The 20,335-nt window shown below is 61.8% G+C and carries 13 protein-coding genes and 1 pseudogene; 4 read left to right on the forward strand and 10 right to left on the reverse strand.

Translation table 11 applies throughout. The features are described from left to right. Positions 1-4: 4 nt before the first annotated feature. The 3 genes from HX817_RS16560 to HX817_RS16570 are packed head-to-tail and all read left to right on the forward strand — an operon-like array spanning position 5 to position 2,728. Complete coding sequence (locus HX817_RS16560; RefSeq protein WP_003212283.1) at positions 5-865, forward strand: MurR/RpiR family transcriptional regulator; 861 nt, start codon at positions 5-7, stop codon at positions 863-865. Position 866: 1 nt separating this feature from the next. Next, positions 867-2,330: an amidohydrolase family protein gene (locus HX817_RS16565; RefSeq protein WP_177040607.1), complete on the forward strand. Its 1,464-nt coding sequence runs from the start codon at positions 867-869 to the stop codon at positions 2,328-2,330. Between the two features lie 29 nt (positions 2,331-2,359). Beyond that, positions 2,360-2,728, forward strand: a complete 369-nt coding sequence (locus tag HX817_RS16570) for a glyoxalase superfamily protein (protein ID WP_003212279.1) — start codon at positions 2,360-2,362, stop codon at positions 2,726-2,728. A gap of 651 nt (positions 2,729-3,379) precedes the next feature. On the opposite strand, the gene HX817_RS31635 is transcribed toward HX817_RS16570, so the two are convergent. From HX817_RS31635 to HX817_RS16595, 6 genes and pseudogenes are all read right to left on the reverse strand, one after another. Continuing rightward, positions 3,380-4,243, reverse strand: a complete 864-nt coding sequence (locus HX817_RS31635; RefSeq protein WP_371132985.1) for a methyl-accepting chemotaxis protein — start codon at positions 4,241-4,243, stop codon at positions 3,380-3,382. Continuing rightward, positions 4,235-5,332, reverse strand: a pseudogene (locus HX817_RS31640) (methyl-accepting chemotaxis protein); the annotation flags it as partial. The gene HX817_RS31635 and the pseudogene HX817_RS31640, both read right to left, overlap by 9 nt. Before the next feature lie 151 nt (positions 5,333-5,483). Continuing rightward, entirely contained in the window at positions 5,484-11,228 is a 5,745-nt protein-coding gene (locus HX817_RS16580) for a membrane-targeted effector domain-containing toxin (protein ID WP_177040609.1), read from the reverse strand. 64 nt (positions 11,229-11,292) lie between these two features. After that, the gene (locus HX817_RS16585; RefSeq protein ID WP_177040631.1) at positions 11,293-13,095 is read right to left on the reverse strand and encodes a CocE/NonD family hydrolase; all 1,803 of its coding nucleotides are present in this window, start codon (positions 13,093-13,095) and stop codon (positions 11,293-11,295) included. 19 nt (positions 13,096-13,114) lie between these two features. After that, positions 13,115-14,554 carry a YfcC family protein gene (locus HX817_RS16590; protein ID WP_087693429.1) on the reverse strand — a complete coding sequence of 480 codons (1,440 nt, stop codon included), beginning with the start codon at positions 14,552-14,554 and terminating at the stop codon, positions 13,115-13,117. Positions 14,555-14,662: 108 nt separating this feature from the next. Then, positions 14,663-15,559, reverse strand: coding sequence for a LysR family transcriptional regulator (locus tag HX817_RS16595; protein WP_177040610.1), 897 nt, complete (start codon positions 15,557-15,559; stop codon positions 14,663-14,665). A 172-nt stretch (positions 15,560-15,731) separates the two neighbouring features. Here HX817_RS16595 and HX817_RS16600 point away from each other — a divergent pair, with 172 nt between their 5' ends. After that, entirely contained in the window at positions 15,732-16,955 is a 1,224-nt protein-coding gene (locus HX817_RS16600) for an OprD family porin (protein WP_177040611.1), read from the forward strand. Positions 16,956-16,961: 6 nt separating this feature from the next. Here HX817_RS16600 and HX817_RS16605 read toward each other — a convergent pair whose 3' ends face one another. From HX817_RS16605 to HX817_RS16620, 4 genes are all read right to left on the reverse strand, one after another. Beyond that, the gene (locus tag HX817_RS16605) at positions 16,962-18,419 is read right to left on the reverse strand and encodes a glycosyltransferase family 39 protein (protein ID WP_177040612.1); all 1,458 of its coding nucleotides are present in this window, start codon (positions 18,417-18,419) and stop codon (positions 16,962-16,964) included. A gap of 111 nt (positions 18,420-18,530) precedes the next feature. After that, positions 18,531-19,079, reverse strand: a complete 549-nt coding sequence (locus HX817_RS16610) for a nucleotidyltransferase family protein (protein ID WP_177040613.1) — start codon at positions 19,077-19,079, stop codon at positions 18,531-18,533. Further along, positions 19,076-19,585, reverse strand: a complete 510-nt coding sequence (locus tag HX817_RS16615) for a hypothetical protein (protein WP_102370220.1) — start codon at positions 19,583-19,585, stop codon at positions 19,076-19,078. The genes HX817_RS16610 and HX817_RS16615 overlap by 4 nt, the downstream gene beginning before the upstream one ends. A 109-nt stretch (positions 19,586-19,694) precedes the next feature. After that, positions 19,695-19,982 carry a DUF6124 family protein gene (locus HX817_RS16620; protein WP_177040614.1) on the reverse strand — a complete coding sequence of 96 codons (288 nt, stop codon included), beginning with the start codon at positions 19,980-19,982 and terminating at the stop codon, positions 19,695-19,697. Positions 19,983-20,335: the final 353 nt, after the last annotated feature.

Below are 20,335 nucleotides of genomic sequence, written 5' to 3' on the forward strand. Positions count from 1 at the left end.
ACCGATGGACATCCTCTACCAGATCCGCGCCCGCCAGGATTCCTTCAGCGCCGGCGAAGGGCGTATCGCCAAGCTGATGCTCGATGATGTCGGCTTTGCAGCGTCCGCCAGCCTGGAAGAATTGTCCCAACGGGCCGAGGTCAGCACCGCCACCTTGTCGCGTTTTGCCCGCAGCGTCGGCTGCCGCGACCTGCGTGACCTGCGCCTGCAACTGGCCCAGGCCAGCGGTGTCGGCAGCCGTTTCCTCGACCCGGCGGGCCTGCCGGAGCAGTCGGCGTTTCACCGGCAGATTCTCAGCGATATCGAGGCGACGTTGCGCCGGCACCTGTCCGGTTTCAACCAGCGCAGCTTTGTCGACGCCGTGAGCCTGCTGGGCAATGCGCGGATGATCCACGCGTTCGGCATGGGCGGGCCGTCGAGCCTGTGCAGCGACGAGTTGCAAGTGCGCCTGGTGCGCCTGGGCTACGCGATCAACGCCTGCCACGACCCGGTGATGATGCGCGTGACCGCCGCCACCCTGGGCCCGGAGCATGCGCTGATCGTCTGCTCGCTGACCGGCATCACCCCGGAGGTATTGGGCGTGGTGGCGCTGGCACGCAACTACGGCGCAAAAATCATCGCCATCACCCTGCCGGACTCCCCGCTGGCGCAGTTGGCCGACGTGCTGCTGCCGCTGCAACCGGCCGAAACCAGTTTTATCTACAAGCCAACGGCGGCGCGCTACGGAATGCTGTTGGCCATCGACGTGCTCGCTACCGAGCTGGCCTTGGCCATGCCGGATGACAACCAGGAACGCCTGCGACGGATCAAGCTGGCCCTGGACGATTATCGCGGCGGCCCTGACAGCCTGCCGCTTGGAGATTGAAATGAAGTACCACACGCTGATCCGCCAGGCGCTGATCATTGATGGCAGCAACACCCCAGGCTATGTCGCCGATGTGGCGGTGCACGAGGGGCGTATCGAGAAGATCGGCGACCTGTCCCGGGACAGCGCCGAGCATGAAATCGACGCTGCCGGGCGCGTATTGGCGCCGGGGTTTATCGACGTGCACACCCACGACGACACGGTGGTGATCCGTCACCCGCAGATGCTGCCCAAGCTGAGCCAGGGCGTGACCACGGTGATTGTCGGCAACTGCGGCATCAGCGCCTCGCCCGTGAGCTTGCAGGCTGATCCGCCGGACCCGATGAACCTGCTGGGCACCGCCGAGGCCTTTGCCTACCCACGGTTCAGCGATTACCGGGCGGCGGTGGAAAACGCCCACCCGGCCGTCAATGTGGCGGCGCTGATCGGCCACACCGCGCTGCGCAGCAACCATATGGACGACCTGCACCGTACCGCCACGCCGGGTGAAATCACCGCGATGCGCGTGCAGTTGCAGGAGAGTCTGGCGGACGGTGCCCTGGGTTTATCCACCGGGCTTGCATACGCGAGCGCCTTCAACGCCGAGACCGATGAAGTGCTGCAGTTGAGTGAAGAACTGACGGCTTATGGCGCGGTGTACACCACCCATTTGCGCAGCGAATTCGAACCGGTGCTGGAGGCGATGGACGAGGCTTTTCTGATCGGCCGGCATGCCAAGGCGCCGGTGATCATTTCCCACCTCAAGTGCGCGGGCGCCGGTAACTGGGGGCGCAGTCCGCAGTTGTTGGCCTCGCTGGAACACGCGGCGAAGACCCACCCGGTGGGCTGCGATTGCTACCCGTATGCGGCCAGCTCTTCGACCCTGGACCTCAAGCAAGTCACCGATGCGTTTCGCATCACCATCACCTGGTCTGCGCCGCATCCGGAAATGGGCGGGCGGGATCTGCAGGATATCGCCGCCGAGTGGGCGGTGCCGCTGATGGACGCCGCCCGCCGCCTGCAACCCGCCGGGGCGGTGTATTACGGGATGGACGAGACCGACGTGCAGCGCATCCTGGCGCATCCGCTGTCGATGATTGGCTCGGATGGTTTGCCGGAAGATCCGTTTCCTCATCCACGTCTGTGGGGCGCGTTTCCCCGGGTACTGGGGCATTTCAGCCGGGACCTTGGCTTGTTCCCGCTGCACACCGCCGTGCACAAGATGACCGGACTGTCGGCGGCGCGCTTTGGCCTGGCCGGGCGCGGTGAAATCCGTGAAGGACACTGGGCCGATCTGGTGCTGTTTGATCCGTTGCGGGTGCGGGATGTGGCGGACTTCAAAGAGCCGCAGCGCGCGGCGGAAGGGATTGACGGTGTGTGGGTCAATGGCGTGCTCAGCTACAGCGACGGTCAAGCCAACGGGCAGCGTCCCGGACGATTCCTGGCGCGCAGTGGGGATTTGCGAAAGGGGTTTGCGGCCGTATAGTGGCCGCTCTCAAACACGGAGCAATCGCCATGCACTTAGGAAAAGTCACCCCCATCTTGCGTAGTTTCGACGAGGCCAAAACCCTGGAGTTCTACGTCGATTTCCTGGGGTTCAAGGTCGATTGGCAGCACCGGTTTGAAGACAACTTTCCGCTGTACCTGCAGGTGTCGCTGGGGGACTGCGTGCTGCACTTGTCCGAGCACCATGGCGATTGCACGCCGGGTGCGGCGGTGCGGATTCAGGCCCAAGGGCTGGAAGCGTACCAGCAACAGTTGCTGGCCAAGCATTACCGCAACGCCAAGCCCGGTATTGAAGACACGCCGTGGGGCAGTCGCGAAATGAGCATCAGCGACCCGTCTGGGAACCGGTTGGTGTTTGTTGAAGAAGTCAGCAGCTGAGGCTGCGCGCATAAATCGCAGGCAATAAAAAACCGCCTTAGTAGGGCGGTTTTTTATTGCAATCCCAGTTCGCGGCTGGGGTTGCGCCTCACCGGAAGCATTGACCTGCTGACCGGATACTACTGTCGGTTCAGGCATCACGCAAGGCCTGGTGACACTCGGTGTTTTCAGTTCTTTGAGATCTACGCTATTTAAGGACGACTGCAAAAACTGGCAATAAATTCTTGGAGCGTTACCGGTGGATTAGTTCTCCCAGGTCACACCTTTGAGCGGGATGTTGGTTAGTATCGCCCCCGTTCTGTGTATGTCGTTTGTAGGTGGGCTGGGTACGCGCGCGAATTTATGGACCGAACGCCACGGGCTAGTAATCCGTGCCGGATTCATGCGGGAGGACCCAAAGCCCGGCCGCCTCACTGGAAGCATTGACCTGCGTCCGAAGGCTCACGTGTTCCGGTAAGTGCGCTGGAGGTAGGCCCAACTGATGGAGGGCCGAGTATGTCCAAGTTTGCACGACGTACGTGGGACCTCGTAGTGAACTCCCTGCGTGTTTATCACGTGTGGAAATTCCTGCGGGACAGCTTTGATGACCGTTAAGGTCTGAGAAGTGGGCCGCCCCGGCTTCGACCGGGGCGGCTTTTTTGTGCCTGGGATTTACACCCGGAAATGGCTGACCATCTGTTGCAACTGCCCGCCCAAACGCGCCAGTTCCACACTCGACTTGGCCGTCTCATCGCTGGCTGCCGCCGTCTGCTCCGACACGTCCCGCACATTCACGATGCTGCGGCTGATCTCTTCCGCCACGGCACTCTGCTGTTCGGCGGCTGCGGCAATCTGCTGGTTCATCGACTGGATATTCGACACCGTACGGGTGATGTTTTCCAGCGACACACCGGCCTTGCGCGTCAGTTCGACGCTGCTGTCGGTGAGGCTGCGGCTGTTGTTCATCACGGCGGCCACTTGCTGGGTGCCGTTCTGCAAACCGGCCACCAGGCCTTCGATTTCTTCGGTGGATTTCTGGGTGCGCTGGGCCAGGCCGCGAACCTCATCGGCGACCACCGCAAAACCCCGACCGGCTTCACCGGCACGCGCTGCTTCGATGGCGGCGTTGAGCGCCAGCAGGTTGGTCTGCTCGGCCACGGCCTTGATCACGTCCATCACGCTGCCGATCTTGTTGCTCTCTTGTTGCAGGTGCGTCATGGCGTCGGTGGAGCGTGCCACTTCGGCAGCCAGACGTTCGATCTGGGCGATGGCTTCGGCCACCACCTTGTCACCGGCACGGGCTTCACCGTCGGCGGCCGAGGCAGCCTGGGACGCTTGTTCGGCGTTGCGTGCGACTTCCTGCACGGTGGCAGTCATTTCGTGCATGGCGGTGGCCACTTGATCGGTCTCGATCTTCTGGCTGTTGACCCCGGCACTGGTCTGTTCGGTCACGGCCGACAGCTCTTCGGCGGCGCTGGCGATCTGGGTCACGCCGTCGCGGATGCCGCTGATCAGTTCACGCAGGGTGGTGCCCATGCGCTGGATGCCTTGCTGCAACACGCCGAGTTCGTCGCGGCGGGTCACCTGGATGTTGTGGCTCAGGTCGCCGGAAGCGATGCGCTCCACCACGGCGAGGGTCTCGCGCAGTGGGCGGGTGATCTGGCGGGTGATGATCACGGCCGCCACGATGCCCACCAGCAAGGCCAGCAATGTGCTGATCAGTTGCAGGCTGCGGGCCTGGGCGCTTTCGGCGTCACGACGTTGCAGCTGGATGTCGTACAGCTTGTCGCTGATGGTGACAATGTCGGTGCCCTGGGTGGTCATTTCTGCCCGGGCCGAGACGATGTTGGCGTTGGCCGCCTTGTAGTTCTGCACCGCGCTGCGATAAGCACCGAGGGCGGTTTCCAGGGCGGTCAGTGCAGGCTGTTGGCTGGCGCCAAACGCTGCGTGCAGGCCTTTCAGACCGTCGATGGCTTTCTCGATCTGCGCGGCGGCACGGGCTTCAGTCTCGGCGTTGACGTTGCCGGTGTAGCCGCGCACTTCGTAGCGGGCCAACTGGAACTGTTCCTTGGCGCTGGTCACGGCCTCGAACTGGGCAAAGCGCTCGGTGCTCTCGGGCATCTGGCGCACGCTGGCGTCCAGGGCACTGATCTGCGCATTGGCGATGTCAGCCTTGTTGCCCATGACCTGGCGCGCGGCGTTACCGTTGCGGTAGGCCTCGCGCATCTTGTTCAAGGACTGCTGGTAAGCGGTGATGATCGCTTTTTGCTCATTGAGCAGCTTGAGGTTGTCCGGGCTCTTGAAGCTGTCCAGCAGCTTCTGTTGCTGGGCCACAAAACCGTCGAGGTTGGTCTGCACGTTTTGCGCCACGGCTTCGTCGCCGTTGGCCAACATGTATTGCAGGCGCACGATGCGCAGTTTGGTCAGCGAAGCGTTGAGCTGGGTGATGTCGCTCATCCAGTTGCTGCGGTCGATCAGGCCGCCCAGGCTGGTCCAGCCGGTGAGCGCGAGGATCGAGGTGAGGACCAGTACCAGGCCGAAGCCCAGGCCCAGTTTCATGTTGACGCTGATGTTGCCGAACCAACTATTCATCGCATTCCTCCAGGAACAGATTTGCGGGTACATCCGGTTGCTGGAAGTAGCGACCAGCCGATGGGTAGTCAGGAGGTATCGGCAGCCCTGGCGAGAGCTGAAACGGTTTTTTCGTGAGGGCAGGATTTATGGAACGTGAGCGACGAGCGGTCGCACCGCCCTCATGCAGAGGGCGGTGCGAGGATCAGTGGACTTGGCGCATTCTTTTGCTGGTGGTGATGATGTCGATCAACGCTTCCCTGCTGCTGAAACGGCGGTCATCCAGGTTCCAGCGATTGACGAAGTGCCCCCTGGCATCCTGCTGCAACGCGGTGTGGACCAGTACGCCGTCGCGGTTTTTATGGACCATCTCCAACCCGTCGTCCAGGGTGCGCTGAAGCAGGTAGTCGCCTTTGCGCCGCAGGCGTTGTTCGAGGCTGAGGGGTGGTGCGGGCGTGGCAGGTAGCGGCAATGGCGCACCGGCGACTTCGACGTTTTTCTTGAAGTCGTAGCGCACCAGTGGCCATTGCTGCTCGCGCGGCAGCGCCTGGACGCTGGCGGGCTCACGCACAAAGCCGCTGGCCGAGCCGGGAGGCACATCGTCCAGCAGCAGACTGATGCCGTTGTTGAGCTCGGCAATGCCCGGTACGCCGCGATGGGTATTGGCGTGCGTTTCGCCCACCAGCGCGACCCACTTGTGTGGCCCCTGTTGAAGCTGGTCGGCGCGGATCACCTGGGTCGCAAAGTAGTTGAACATTGATGTCCTGGAGGCGGGCATGCCGTCCACCCGCAAGCTGGCGACACAGTCGAGTGCGCGGATCCGCACGTTATGCTTCATCGCCACCTGCACCAGGCTGACAAAACCGTAGGGGCTGTCGGCCGGTACGCCGTGGCCTTTGTCCAATGCGTTGAGGTAGCTCCACAGTTCATCTGGCATAAAGCCCAGGCTGTGGACGATATCCAGGTCGGCCTGATGCAGCTCGGTGGTGAGTTGCTCCATGTAGAGGGTTTTTACTTCGCGCTGGCCTTTCAGGTATTCCATGTGCCGGCTGAGGAAGCCTTTGCTCGACGTACCGGCGTGGGCTTCGCCGACTACCAGGCCATCGGCGGTGTCCAGCAGTTGATCGATAAATTTCGCCTCATCCAGGGCCGGGTCGACCACAGGCAGTGCTCCCCGAGCAGGCGGTGTGTGTTCGGTAAAAAACGCCTGGGCCTGATCCTGAAGTTTTTTGCGGGTCTGGTCGAAGGTGGTTTGCGCTGCGCGACGGCTGCTGGCGGTCTCCCTGTAGGCGGTGGCGAAGAGCGCTTCACGCGTGCCTATCGGCAAGGTGATTTCCTCGCTGATCAGGCCCAGGTGTTCATGGGGCAGGTCAAAGGTGCTGAAGTGGCGCGGCGCCTCAACAGGCAGAGGGCGCGTTGGCCGTAGCGCATGTGAGCGCTCCACCGAGGGGCCCGGGTGCGGCGCCGGTTGGCGTGCCGTGTGCAACGACAGCTTCAGGTCGCCCTTGGCCAGGGCATCGCCGGGAATGCCGCCGGCCACATCCGCGATGACTCGGGTGGGTTGGTCGAAGGCGTCGTCGACCCGCAGGGCAATGCTCTTTTGCAGGTCGGCCAGGCCCGGCGTGCCGCGATAGGTGCTCATGCGTTTTTGATCAACCAACGCTATCCAGCGCTCGCCCGGTTTTTTCGCCTGGTCATCGTTGATGAGGGTGTGGGAGTAAAAGTTGGTCAGCCGGTTGGCGCGAATCGGGGCCGGGCGTGAATCAAACAGGCACAGGGTGTTTTCCAGGTCGTAGGAGCTTGAGGCGTTCAACGGTCTGACCTCAATTCCGTGCTGTTGCGCGGTGTTTACCAGCATCCAGTGGCCGTACAACCCTTCGGGGTCGCGGTAATTTTCCTTGTCGATGGATTTGAGCTGGCCCTCGGCCCGTTTCGAGAAACCACTGGAAAACCGTGAGTGGGTTTTCAGGTGATGAATGTCGCGCCACAGCGGCTCGATATAGAGAACCGTGACGTTCAGTTCGCGCAGGTACTGCATGTTTTCGATCAGCACCTGTTTAGCCGCGGTGGAAAACGGTGCCTCGCCTACCACCAGGTTGTGCGCGTCATCGATCAGCAGCTTGAGCAAGTCACGCAGGGCAATGTCTGGCGCCGGGTTCAGGGTTTCGGCCCGGGGAACCACGGCGGGCAACCGTGCAAAAAACGCGTCGGCGTCATCCGTCAGGGCCCTGACATTGTCCAGGTGCTGTTTGAGTGCCGGGGCGAGTTGCCGACGCGAGATCCAGATGCTGTGGGTATTGAGGTCTCGATCCAGGTAGGCGATTTGCAGGAACAGCGCCGACCGGTCCTCGGGGGCGATGACAGCCGATACGTCCCGGCGAAACTTTTCCGACAACTCATAGGGCTGCCCGAGTCTTTCAGGGCCAGGCATGCCACCGATGACACCGGAGCGCTGCCACTGGCCGTCCACCGTCTGGTTCACCAGCTTGCCGGTGGAGCGCAATTGCCCGCTGGTGTTGTCGTAGCGAAACAACAGGAATCGCCCCAGGCTGTCCGGGGTGTGCGAGGCCCACAGGCTGTCGCCGGCAAACAGCACAGGCTGCATGCCCTGGGGCAATGGGGGCTGCGGTTGCAGTTGCTTGATCAAGCTCATGGCCTGTTGGTCCTTGGTCACCCGGGCAATATGGCGCAACGGCGGACGGGCGAGCTTGACGGGGGCGAACAGCAGGGGCCGCAGGTCGGTCAACAACGTCCCGCCGGCATTGAGCAGCGCGCCCAGATAATGTCCCAGCGCGGCGGCGGTGTCGTTGCGGCTGTAGGCATGCAGGGCGAGCATCGAATCCTTGAACACCAGCAAGCCGCCCAAGGCCAGGCTCAGTGTCGGGAAGGGCGCGGTCAGCACGGCAATGGTGATTTCGCCGATCACGCTGACCAGCTCCATGATCATCTGCAAGCGCCCGGTGGTGGTGCTTTTGACTTCGTCGATACGGTGACGCAGCTTTTTGTCGTAGGTGTGGTAATGCAGGTTCTTCAGCGGCAGTGCGGTGCGAGGCACTTCGTCGAACACCGGCTTGGAATACAGCCCCTTGAGCTGTGCCGGCAGGCCGGCCACCAACGCATGCAACCTCGGCTCGAACGCCGTGCGCTCAACGCTGGCGACCCGGCTGATGTAGTAGGTGTCCATGCCTTCAAGGTTTTTCAGGCGTTCGTTGAATTCCCGTTGCGGCCTGAAGGCGATGCCATCCGGTGCGTGCGGGGTGTAGAGCAGGGGCAGGTCGTTGGCGTGGTGGAACAGGTAGCAGCCATCGATCACTTGCCCGCTGATGTGCAGGGGATAGAGCCGATACCGATTGCGCACGGCATCGCTGTTATCGGCCAGGCTGTCGATGCTTTTTTCCAGCCAGGCCAGGTCGCTTGTTGCCAGGCAGCCTTGCAGGCAGCACTCAAGCGCAGCGACGTGCATGTGCAGTTGGGTAACCTCCAGGGCCATGTTGCGGCGCCATGCATAGTGGGGGCCTTGCGGGTCCAGCAGGGTTTTCTCGACCTCGGCGACATAGCGGTCACCGATCCAGGTGCCTCTGACCGAGTTGCTCACCGTTTGCGCGGTGAGTCGACTCAGGTCGACGCCGGGCGGTCCCTTGAACTGCGCGGTGGTGCTGGCGTCGGGGTTGATAAAGCCCAGGCTGGCGTCGTAGCCATTGCGGTACAGCGTGGTGTAGCTGACGCGTTCGCGCGGGGTGATCACGCCCACGAGGTTTGGGTCTACCGCCGGGATCGGGTTGCCGAGCAGTTGGTTGAGGGCGGCTTTTGCCGCCTTGTGCAAGTAACTGTCGAAGTCGGGAAACTGTTGTGGGCTACCCGGGCTTGCGGCGTAGGCCTGTGCCGCGCCCAGTGCCTGTTCCTTGAGATCGGCGAGTTTCTGTCGGTCGGCTGCCGATGCCTGGCTCAGCCACTTGGGCATCTGATACAGGTATTCATCGGCCTGCATGGCCAGCGTCGTGGTGCTCATTTCCACCAGGCAGGCCTCGTAGGTGGAGGGCGCGCCGAAACTGATCATCAAATACTCAAGGCTGGCCGGGGTAAAACCCAGGGCGGAAAGCATCGCGCTGTATTTGGGCCGGATCCGGCTGACCAACTGTTCAAGCAGGTAGTCTTTCATGCTGCGCGAACCTGGAGCGGACGCTATCTCCTGGCTCCAGCCGAGGATATGCGCCTGCAATTCCCGCTCGCTGCCAAAGGCCTGGAACTGTTCGGCGCGTGGCGCGTGAGGCGTGCACAGCAGCAAGCGTTTGACCGCGCCCGTTGCATCGGTCTGGCGCAGCACCCACAGGTCCTTGAGCGGAGCCTTGTGCAGGAACAGGCAGCAGGCAGTGAGTGTGGGCGAGGGGCCTTCACTCAGGGTTTGCAGCAGTGCGTAGTCGTCCGCGCTGATATGGTTTTGCAACGATGCACTGTAGGCCAGCGCGTGCAGGCGGCTGTCGAGCATCTGCTGCATGGCTTCCTGTACGGCGGGCAAACTGTGGGCGCGCTTTTGTTCTTCGGCGAAGCTCAGGCTTGGTTGAACCTTGGCCAGCAGCTCGGCGAGGTAAGCCGGGGTGACGTCCTGGAACTCGGGCGGCAATGGCTGCTGGCCGTAGGTCAGTTGGGTGTGCTCGAGAAACTCGGAAGCGGCGTGTTCATCGCCACGGTGCAAGCCACGTACCGCCAGTTGCACCAGGTTGTTGTGCTGGTTGTACGAGTTGCCTGACTTCAGGGTGCGCTCGGTGCTGATCTGCAGTTGCTCGGGGATCAGACCCTGGATATCCAGGTCGCCGTCCAGGTGCTCAAGCAATTGCAGGCGCGCCATGGCCTCGGGCGAGGCCGCCGGGCCGAGCAGCGCCAGCACTTGCAGGCTGAGGTGTTCATAGGTGCGCAGGTGCTCGGCGAGGGTTTTGCGCTGGGCCTCATTGGCGCTGCGGTACCAGTCGGGAGCGGATTCGTGCAGCAGTTTTTCCAGTAACTGCTGCGCGCGCAGTTCCAGGCGCGAGGCCAGGTCCCAAGGCGAGCAGCGCAGCGCCTGGTCCAGTTCGAGGGTCATTCTGGCGACGTCTGTCGGCGCTGGATGGCCGTCCAGGCCAAGGGCAAACGCGATGTCCTGATGTTGTTTGTCCTGCAGGGCGTTGTAGGTGTGTTCGTTCAGCGGGAGGCTGTCGATAGGGCCTGGCACCAGCGGCCAGATACTCGCCGCGCGCAAGTGCTGGTAACGGCGCGGCAAGTGTTGCAGCAGCTCCTGGCGCCAGGCCGCCTGCTTCATGCGCTCTTGCAACGTGCGATCCAGGTGTTTGAGTGAGGTGAAAGCCTCCAGGCCTCTGGAAGGGGTGAACAGCAACACATCGCCGTCCTCGATCTCCAGGTGGGTTACCGGTGTTTGGCTGCGGGTGAGTATGAACACCCCGGCGAACTCGATGGCCTGCTGGCGGTAGCGAAACGTCAGGCGATGGATACCCGGGCGCAGCTCGGGGCCGCTGACGATATTCGTCACCAGCAGCTGGTCGGCAGGGCTGAGCAGGCGATCCTTGACCTTCAGCCTGGCCTCGGCCTCCAGCATCGGCTGATGGCTGTCGAGTATCCAGTTCTTGCGTAAGTGGCCGTTGGGACGCCTTTCGATTTCCAGGGCGGCCAGCTTCTTGTGCAATGCCTGGCTGATGCGCGTGCGGTTCAACCGGCCGGGCTCGCCCTGGATCAGCCAGTCGCCGGGGACGGTGTAATGCACTTGTGCGTTCTGCAGGCTCCAGCGGCTTTCTTCTGCCAGGGCGGTGTGCAATGCCTGCACCTCCAGCAACTCGGTAGAGGATTGTGCTGCGGGCGCCTGGCCATTGGGGAAAACCTGCAAGCGATGACCGATTTGCAGCAGGTAGCCGTTCAGTTGTTCCGGGGTAAGTGGTGATGTGTTCGGGGGCTGGGCGGGCATGGCCGGTCCTCAGGGAGTCAATGGTCCCTGAGGGTGCGCAGTCTCGGCGTGTGGATGGCGGTAGTTAGTTACTCAAGGCCTCGACCACGGTCAGTATCAGGCGTGACGGGCAATCGGTACTCAGGTGTAGCGTGTTGCGCGCCACCCTGGGATGTTCTGCCTGGCCGGGTGCTTCGCCGCTGTTGGGGTTGACGTCAAAGCGCGGGAAGTTGCTGCTGGCGACGTCCAGGCGCAACCGGTGGCCGCGCTGGAACAGATTGCAGGTGGCGAAGGGTTCGATCACCACCTTGACCCGCTCACCCGGGGTCAGCAGGGTGGGGTGCTCCCAGGTGTTTCGGTAGCGGGCCCGCAGGATGCCGTCGGTGATGTTCATGGCGTAGCCGTCCGGGTAGACGTCGACCAGTTTGGCGGTGAAGTCGGTGTCGGGCGCATCGCTGTCGATCCACAGTTCCACGCGCAGCGGGCCTGCGACGATCAGGTCGTGGCTGAGTGGCTCGGTCTGGAAGCTTAAGACATCGCTGCGCTCGGCCAGGGGGCGCTGGTCGCCACGGGTACCGAAGAAGTCCGCCCGCTCGCGTTGGTCGAAAGCGCCGCCGACAAAAATCGGCGCGCCGGAGGTCAGGGCGCCACCGATGGTCGGCACCGGATCGGCCGGGTCGGCGCAGTAGCTGAGCTGGCCCTCGGTGGTCGGTGGTTCAGGTTGCAGTTGGCGTTGTGCGGTGAGGTGCAGGGTGAGTTGCCGGCTATCCGGTAGCGGCCATTGATGACTGTCGATCCAGTGCCCGCCATGTTGCAAGCGCCCCTGTTGATCGCGCTCACCGGTGCCACCGCCCATCAAGAACACCTTCACCGCCGCGGGTGCAGGCAGCGGCGAACCCTTGAGGGTGCGTTCAAACCAGTCCAGGCGGCAGCTCAACCAGTCTTTCGCCACCTGCCCGTCGAAGGCCGCTGGCGCACCAAATTGCGCATCGCCACTGTGAGTGATATTGCGATCACCATGCAGCCAGGGGCCCATGATCAACTGATGCTGCGCCGTACTGCCGGCGCAAAACGCCGCGTAGTTGGCGAGGGTCGAACTGACATAGGCGTCGTACCAACTGGACATGAACAGCACCGGGATATCCGGCAGATCGTGGTAATGCCCTTCGGCGTAGATGCCCGGCGCTTGCCAGTACGGGCCGAAGTCGCCCTGGGCCCACTGCTCCAGCAGATAGGCTTCGTACTCCGGCACATGCCGCAGGGGCGATTGCCCGGCGTGCCATGGCATGCGCTTGAACCACTGGTGGATGTCTTCCTGTTCGAGGGCTTCGAGGATCTTCGGATCCGCCAGTGCCGCCGGGCTTTCCTTGGCCTGGCGAAACGCCCAGGTGGCCTGCTTGAGCTCCAGCGCGCCGCCCTGGCGAATCCCGCATTGGTAGGCGTTGGCGAAGCCGCCGCTGTCCAGCACCATGCTGGCGAGGCCCGGCGGATGCAGGCAGGCCATCGCCAGTTGCGTGTGGGCGGCGTAGGACAGGCCCATGCTGCCAATCTTGCCGTTGCACCACGGCTGCTCGACGATCCATGCCAGGGTGTCGCAACCGTCTTCGCCCTCGGCGGTGTATTTGGTGAACACGCCTTCGGAGGCGTAACGCCCGCGGCAATCCTGGAAGATCGCGACAAAGCCCTGGGCCGTGAACCGCGCGGCCATTTGCTCGCGGGAAATATGCTGGCCGTCGAGCTGGATTTCCGAGCGCGATGGTTTGCTCTTGTCGTACGGGGTGCGTTCGATCACCACCGGAAAAGGGCCTGGGCCCTGGGGCAAGTAGATATCGGTGGCCAGGTGGATGCCGTCGCGCATGGCGATCATCTGGTTGTGCAACGTCTGCATGGGAAAAACACTCATGGGGTCAGTACCCGGTGCCTACGGCAATGGCCAACAACACCATCGCCAGCACCGCATAGATCAGAAACAGCGGCAGGATGTAGCGTGCCCACTGGCCCCAGCCGACGTTGGCGGTGGCCAGCAATACCAACAGGCCGCTGGAGGTCGGGGTGATCATGTTGGTCAGGCCGTTGCCCATCAAAAACGCGAACACCGTGGTTTGCGGGCTGACGCCGGAGAGCTGTCCCAGCGGCCCGAAGATCGGCATGGTCACCGCCGCCTGCCCCGAGGTGGACGGGATCAGTACATCCAGGCCCAGTTGTGCGAAGAACATGCCGTAGGCCGAGACCACCGGGCCATGATCGCCCACCAGGTTGGCAAGGCTGTTGACGATGGTGTCGAGCACCTGGCCGGTGCTGAGGATGATTTCCACGGCGGTCGCCAGGCCGATCAACACACCGGCGATCAGCACCTTTTTCATGCCGTCGACAAAGGCGCTGGCGGCGGTGCTGGCACCCAGGCCGGCGATTACGCTGAACGCCACGGTCAGCAGCAGGTAGAACGCCGACAGCTCGTGGTATTTCCACTCCCAGCGGTTCGAGGCGTACACCAGGAAACCTATACCGGCCCCCAGCACGATCAGGTTCAGCAGGTGGCGCAGGGGCAGCGGTTTGCGTTCGAAGGTGATCTGCGCGCTGGCATCAAACCCGTGCTTGCGGATACTCCACAGTACGAACGCGATGCCCACCAGCAGGAACGTGCAGTAGGCCAGGACGCGCATGCTCAGGCCGCTGAAAATCGGCAGCCCCACCATCGGCTGCGCCACGGACAGCGCCACCGGGTTGGAGATGGAGGCCAGGTAGCCGATCTTCACCGAGATGGCCACGATGGCCAGGCCGATCAGGTTCGACAGCCCCAAGCGGTTGGCCATGGCCACCATCAACGGCACGATCAGGATGAATTCCTTGGCCAGGCCCATGAAGGTGCTGCCGGCGGAAAACACCAGCATCAGGCTGGGCACCAGCACGTAGATATTGCCCCGGGTCAGCCCCAGCAGGCGTTCAAGACCGGCATCAATCACACCGGCCTTGTTCAACACGCCGAACATCCCACCGATGAACAGCACCATGAAAATCAGCGCAGCGCGTTTTTCGATGCCTTGGGGAATGGCCATGAAGCCCTCGACCAACGATACCGGCCGAGCGACCGTATCGCTGGCCTTGCGCGGTTCGAGGGAGAACAGTTGGCCCAGGGAGTCGTGCTTTTCCAGCACCTGATAGGAGCCCGGAACCACCAGGCCGTTCTGGCGCTGGAACTTGCCCGAGTTCACCGCGTAGGTGAAGGCGACAGCCAGCAGCACGATGCTCAACAGAATGATGGCCGGGTTGATCTGCTTGCGCTGCGCGGGTTTTTCCACCGGCGTTTCAGTGGGCGAGTGGGTACGGACGATCTGCGGTTCGGTCATGCTGGCTGCCCCGGTGTGCGCTGTTATTGTTGTGTCGGGTGACACTTGTGGAGCGGACACTAGGGCAAAGTTTTAACGGCGACAACGTTATGCGCGGGCTGGGTTGGGCTATGCGTTTTGTGCGGCCAGGCGGTGCTTGAGGTGCTCGGCAAACGCCGTCACCACCTTGGACCTGGGTTCATCCGCGCGAAACGCCAGGCCGAATGCATAGGGCAATGCCGGTCGAAACGGGCGGACCACAATCGGCAAATGCATGAAGTGGCTGGCCAGCAAACCATTGACGATCGACACCCCCAACCCCTCGGCGACAAAGCTGCACGCGGCGCCCACCGAGTGCACTTCCACCCGCACCTGTGGCGTCAGGTTGGCTGCGCGAAACACCTGGTTCAACTCCGCCCGCAGGGCCCGTTGCCGGCCCAGCATTACCAGCGGCACGTCCCGCAAGTGGTGCACTTCGATGCAGGCGTGGCGGGTCAGCGGATGGTCAGCGGGCATCACGCACACGCCTTCGGTTTCCAGCACCGGTTCAATCTCGAAGTCGGGAATCTCGGTAGGCAAGCGCACAAAACCGAGGTCGGCGGAGCGGTCGAGCACGGCCCGTTCGATCATGTCGTAGGAACCGGTCAGCAGCTCGACCACGATGTCTTCCCGGCCCTTGAGAAACTCGGCGACGATCCGCGGCAGCAGCTCCTGGGTCATGCTGGTGGGCACCCCGACCTTGATCAGGCTCTTGCGCGAACGGCCCACGCGCATCTCATCTGCCAGGCGCTGGATACGCTGCATGCCGTCGACCAGGCCGGCCACTTCGGCGAGCAGTTCTTCAGCCTCCGGGGTCGCCATCAAGCGGCCCTTTTTGCGCAGGAACAACGCGAAACCCAATGCCTCTTCCAACTGGCTCAACAAACGGCTGACCGCGGATTGCGACAGGCCCATGCGGGTCGCCGCACCGATGGTCGAACCGGTGGACATGATCGCCTTGAAGGCTTCGAGCTGCTTGAGATTCACCGTGATTTTCCTGTGGTTTGAGGGCTTTGCGCATAGCCTGATGCGCTTCTCGCATAACGTTGCCGGGCGTTCGAGGAGCCGTTAGTGTCCGCCGCAATGCGAGGCGCCGTCCAGCGTATCGCAGGCAGCAACTGCCCATAAAAAATCACAATACGGCATTCGGGAGACGGTTATGCGTGAGCTTTTCACGAGGGGAGGAGTGGTGTGCACGGGCTTGCTGGCGAGCCTGTCACCGGCATTGATGGCCCAGGGTTTCTGGGAGGATTCCCACGGCAAATTGACCTTGCGCAATTACTATTTCAACGACGGTTACCGCGACGGCGGCGAGGACCGCAAGGAGTGGGCCCAGGGCTTTTTGCTCAACCTGCAATCGGGTTATACCGAAGGCACGGTGGGTTTCGGCCTCGATGCGCTGGGGTTGTCGGGGATCCGGCTCGACTCCAGCCGCGCCCATGCTGGCACCGGGCTGTTGCCGGTGCACGACGATGGCCGCGCGGCCAGCGAATTCTCAAGCCTGGGCGTGACCGCGAAGATGCGCATCGGTGAAGCCGTGGTGAAAACCGGCACGCTGCTGCCGAAGATTCCAGTGCTGGTGTACAACGATGGCCGGCTGCTGCCGCAAACATTCCAGGGCACTCAGGTCGAGTACAGCGGCGTCCGTAACCTGTACGTGCACGCCGGGCACCTGGACAAGTTCAAGCTGCGAAACTCGACCGACAGCGTGGACATTTATCCCCAGGGTTACAGCGGCAAAAAGGGCAGCGACTTTGATTTCGCCGGCGCCACCTATGCCTTCACGCCCAAGCTAAGCGGTACCTGGTACTACGGCGAAATGCGTGAATTCTATCGCCAGCAGTTCTTTGGCCTGGTGCATAAACAGCCAGTGGGTGCCGGCAGCCTGACCAGTGACTTGCGTTACTTCATCAGCAACGAAGCGGGCGAGGCACGCAATGGCAAGGTCGACAGCGACATGTTCAGCGGGTTGTTCACCTACCGGCTAGGGCCGCAGGCGCTGGGCGTGGGTTATCAGAAAGTCACCGGCAATACCGCGTTGCCCTACGCCACCGTGTCGACGGTGTATTCCTTCAGCAACGCAGGTGTCGGCAAATTCATCCAGGCCGGTGAGCAAACCTGGATGCTGCGTTATGACTACGACTTTGCCGCCGTGCTGCCAGGCCTGACCTTCATGACCCGTTACTACAAGGGCCAGAACGGTGACTTCAAGGGCCGCGAAGCCCGCGAGTGGGAGTTGGACACCAACCTGCGCTACGTGATCCAGGACCGCACCTTCAAAGGCGTAGGCATCGAGTTGCGCAAGGCCACTTATCGCTCGACCTATGCGAGCGATCGTGACAACTACCGGGTCTACCTCACGTACGACCTGGCGCTGTGGTGACAGGCCCTACTGCTCGACGAAATAGTACGGCTGACGGTTGATCGCCATCTCCTTGACCACCGTCACCGGGACGTTCAGCCGGTCAGTATTGTCCACCAATGCCACGTTGCCGGGCTTGGCGGCGAGGTAACTCTTGAGTTCCTCCGGCGTCTGCAGAATCGTCAAATAGGCCTGCATGTAGAACACCCCGGCGCCGGCGATTCGCTCGTTGGCCTGATACAGCACCACTTCCTTGCCTTGCGCCTGCATCGCCTGGATCTGGCTGATTACCGGCACAAACGACTGGCGCACATCGGCCTTGGGCGCGAACCAGAAAGCGGCAATCAGGTAGCAGGCCACCACCACGGTGAAGATGCCACCTACCAGACCCCGTCGGTTTTCATAAACGTGTTCGGCAACGTGTGAAACCTGCCCACGACTTTTCAGCCAGCCCAGCAGCACGCCGCCATACTCGGCGGCCAGCACTGCCGCGGCGGGCGTCAAGGCCATCAGATAAACCGTGCGCTTGCTGGAGGCGAACGTCAGCAGGGTGAACTGCGCCACCAGCCATACGCTGAAAAACAGCCGGTAGCGGTTGCGCACCAGGCTTTTACGGAAGTGCCACAGCCCCAGGTACACCAGGATATTCCAGGGCAAAAAGGCTTCGGGCAGTTTGACGATGTAGTAATAGAACGGCTCGTAGTGACCGGCTTCGACAAACGAACCGCTGAAGCGCCCGACACTGTTGGTCAGCAGCACTTCACGTACTGCTTGCAGCCCGTCGCGTTGGTACAGGAAACCCAGCCAGATCATCAGCGGCACCAGCGCCAGCAGCGTGAACAGCCCGGGCTTGATCCAGTCGCCCAGCTTGAATTGTTTATCCATCAGGCTGGTACTGGCCAGATAGACGAAGATCACCACACCCGGCATGGCCAGGCCCAGAACCCCTTTGCTCAAGGTGGCGATCACCATCCCGAGGGTGAACAGCAACCAGGTGCCCAGGTTGGAACGGTCGCGCTCCGACTCGGGGCGGTTGGCTTGATAAAACGCCAGCAGGGCCATGGTGACCCCGAGCGTGAGCAGCGAGTCCTCACCCACACCGCGCACGTTGCTCCAGTAACTGGCCATGGTCGCCAGCATCAGGCCCGCGACAAACGCCAGCGTCTTGGGCCGGCCAAACTTGCGCAGCATTCCGTACAGCAGCATCACGCTGAACAGCCCGGCAAAAGCCGACGCCAGACGCACTGCCCAAGTGGTGCCGCCAAACAGGCGAATCGCACCGGCGTCGAGCCACAGGCTCAGCGGCGGTTTCTCCAGGAACGGTTCACGAAACAGTCGCGGCACCACCCAATCGTTATCCAGGTGCATGGCCATGGCGATCCCGGCCACACGGGCCTCGGTCGAGCCTTGCAACTCGTGATTGCCAAGGGCGAAGAAGAACAACAGCGCAGCGAGCAGGAGCAGCAGAGGAGCGGAACGCGTCATGGATTCTGGCTACCGGGGCAGGGGGCCGTTCGGGGGAACAGTCCGGGCGATCGGTGAGTATACGAGGGCGATTCTTAATAATTCGTGAATGAATGTGAGGTTTTTGTAGGGTCAGGATTGTTTCAGCAGTGGCCATTGGGTTAGCCAGCGTTTGGAGGTGATGCGTTGTTGGTAGATGGCGTGTTTTTCCTGGGTGAAGCGGGGCGTGGGTTTGAGTTGGAGATTGAACAGGTCTTCCAGGCCGAGAGGGGCTGAAACTTCACATAGGTCTTCTGCGGTTCTTCTGACGGCTACTGCGGTGGCGGTCTCGGGCCAGAAGCGCATGGCGTCGCTGGCGTTGCGGTAAGGTGCATCGCCGTTTCGCAGGTGCATGCGGGCCTGGTTTTTGACGGACCAGTCGATGGAGGGTTCGGCTGCGTGTAAGAGGGCTTCGAGGCGGCGGTCTTCGTCGGGGCTGGTGCAGGTGGCGTCGAACCACAGTACGTCGACGTCACCGGTCGGTGGTGATAGGGGGCGACCGTGGAGGTGATCCCATACCGCGTTGCGTACGAAGCCGGCGCCGATCCAGCAGTCGGGGAGGGCGAGGGAGCGGACGACGGCCAGTAGGGGCCAGCGTTGGGCATCGCTGCTGATCAGGGTCTGGAGGGCTTTCTCGCTCAAAGGATAACGGCCTCTTTTACAACGATCCCCAGGTCATTACTGACTTTCACCACCCTCACCTCATCGCGATAACCGATCCACGTGGGGCGGCAGATTTTAATCGTATTATTCAGCTCAGCATCGAAGACCGTGATTCCGCTGCAGCTTTTACTGCCGCCTGACGAATATTCGTAGTGAGCCGTATAGCTGCTGCGGGTGCCGCCCGAACATAAAATGGCCAATGAAAACAGCGTCACCGAGAACAGCGTGCATAGGATGAACATCCCGGCAAACGCCTTAAGCAGGGTCCATTTTTTTTCGAGCCGCAGCTGAGGTTTTCTTACCCGCCAGACAATCACGGACGCAGCCAGGGTCAGGACGAGAGATACGGATAAACAGGCTTTCTCCGCGACCGGTTTGAAGTGGATGGCCGGTGAGATGCTGAACTGCCATATAAACAGCACGGCCAACAGAAGCTGTACGCCCAGCACGACAGGTATCAGGTAGGCGTAGGAATTCTTGTTCACTGCGGCACACATCCTTATGTTTCAACAAAGGTGGGGTTTATCTTAAAAGAAAATAGACCCTCACCTTTTCTTACTTTTGGGGCGCTCAAACGGATCGTCATGTTTCCTGTCAGGAAACGGACCTTCCCGTAGCTTCTGAATCTGCCGTTGGCACAAGAATGTCCAGTGCGCGCTTCACCAGCAACTCACCGAGGACGCTCAATTGCTGGGTGGCCAGGAGTTTATGGCGAAACGCGCCATCGAACTCGAAAGCCAGGTCGGTAGTGAGCGCGTTCAGTGAGGCGAGGGTTTCGCAGGCTTGTACGAGCAGGGTTTCGGGGTCGATGTTTTGGGCGATACAGAAGATATCCGTGCCGGATTGGCTCGGGCATGGAGGATTGGGGGTGATTTTTTTCATGGTGAAGCTCCTACACTGATGATGGGAGCTGCCATTCCCCTGCTGTCAAACAGGTTTGGGTGGCAGCTGTACGCGGGTTGACAGACCGGAAGTGTAGGAACCCGGCGCACCCGAAGATGCCCCACGCACAGCCGCCATGAAGGAGCGGAATGCGCGAAGCATGCCGACTTATCAAGGGGAGTGAAAGGTTACACTTTTCGGCCTGTCAAAGCCGGTAGCTGATGAGCAGCAACCAGGGAAGGCTATCTTTGTGGGGGGGCATGCGCCAGTTCATGCAGGGCGCGACGTCTTGAAGGAAAAAATCCGAAGGGCTATTAGGAGGCGTGTTTTCAGGGCCCCAGAAACAACAAAAC

It is taken from the genome of Pseudomonas sp. C6002, from assembly GCF_013385805.1.
Lineage (GTDB): Bacteria > Pseudomonadota > Gammaproteobacteria > Pseudomonadales > Pseudomonadaceae > Aquipseudomonas.

Coding starts and splice junctions, on each gene's coding strand:
- HX817_RS16560 (WP_003212283.1), top strand. CDS start 5: ATGGACATCCTCTACCAGATCCGCGCCCGCCAGGATTCCTTCAGCGCC.
- HX817_RS16565 (WP_177040607.1), top strand. CDS start 867: ATGAAGTACCACACGCTGATCCGCCAGGCGCTGATCATTGATGGCAGC.
- HX817_RS16570 (WP_003212279.1), top strand. CDS start 2,360: ATGCACTTAGGAAAAGTCACCCCCATCTTGCGTAGTTTCGACGAGGCC.
- HX817_RS31635 (WP_371132985.1), bottom strand. CDS start 4,243: ATGGGCACCACCCTGCGTGAACTGATCAGCGGCATCCGCGACGGCGTG.
- HX817_RS16580 (WP_177040609.1), bottom strand. CDS start 11,228: ATGCCCGCCCAGCCCCCGAACACATCACCACTTACCCCGGAACAACTG.
- HX817_RS16585 (WP_177040631.1), bottom strand. CDS start 13,095: ATGCAGACGTTGCACAACCAGATGATCGCCATGCGCGACGGCATCCAC.
- HX817_RS16590 (WP_087693429.1), bottom strand. CDS start 14,554: ATGACCGAACCGCAGATCGTCCGTACCCACTCGCCCACTGAAACGCCG.
- HX817_RS16600 (WP_177040611.1), top strand. CDS start 15,732: ATGCGTGAGCTTTTCACGAGGGGAGGAGTGGTGTGCACGGGCTTGCTG.
- HX817_RS16605 (WP_177040612.1), bottom strand. CDS start 18,419: ATGACGCGTTCCGCTCCTCTGCTGCTCCTGCTCGCTGCGCTGTTGTTC.
- HX817_RS16620 (WP_177040614.1), bottom strand. CDS start 19,982: ATGAAAAAAATCACCCCCAATCCTCCATGCCCGAGCCAATCCGGCACG.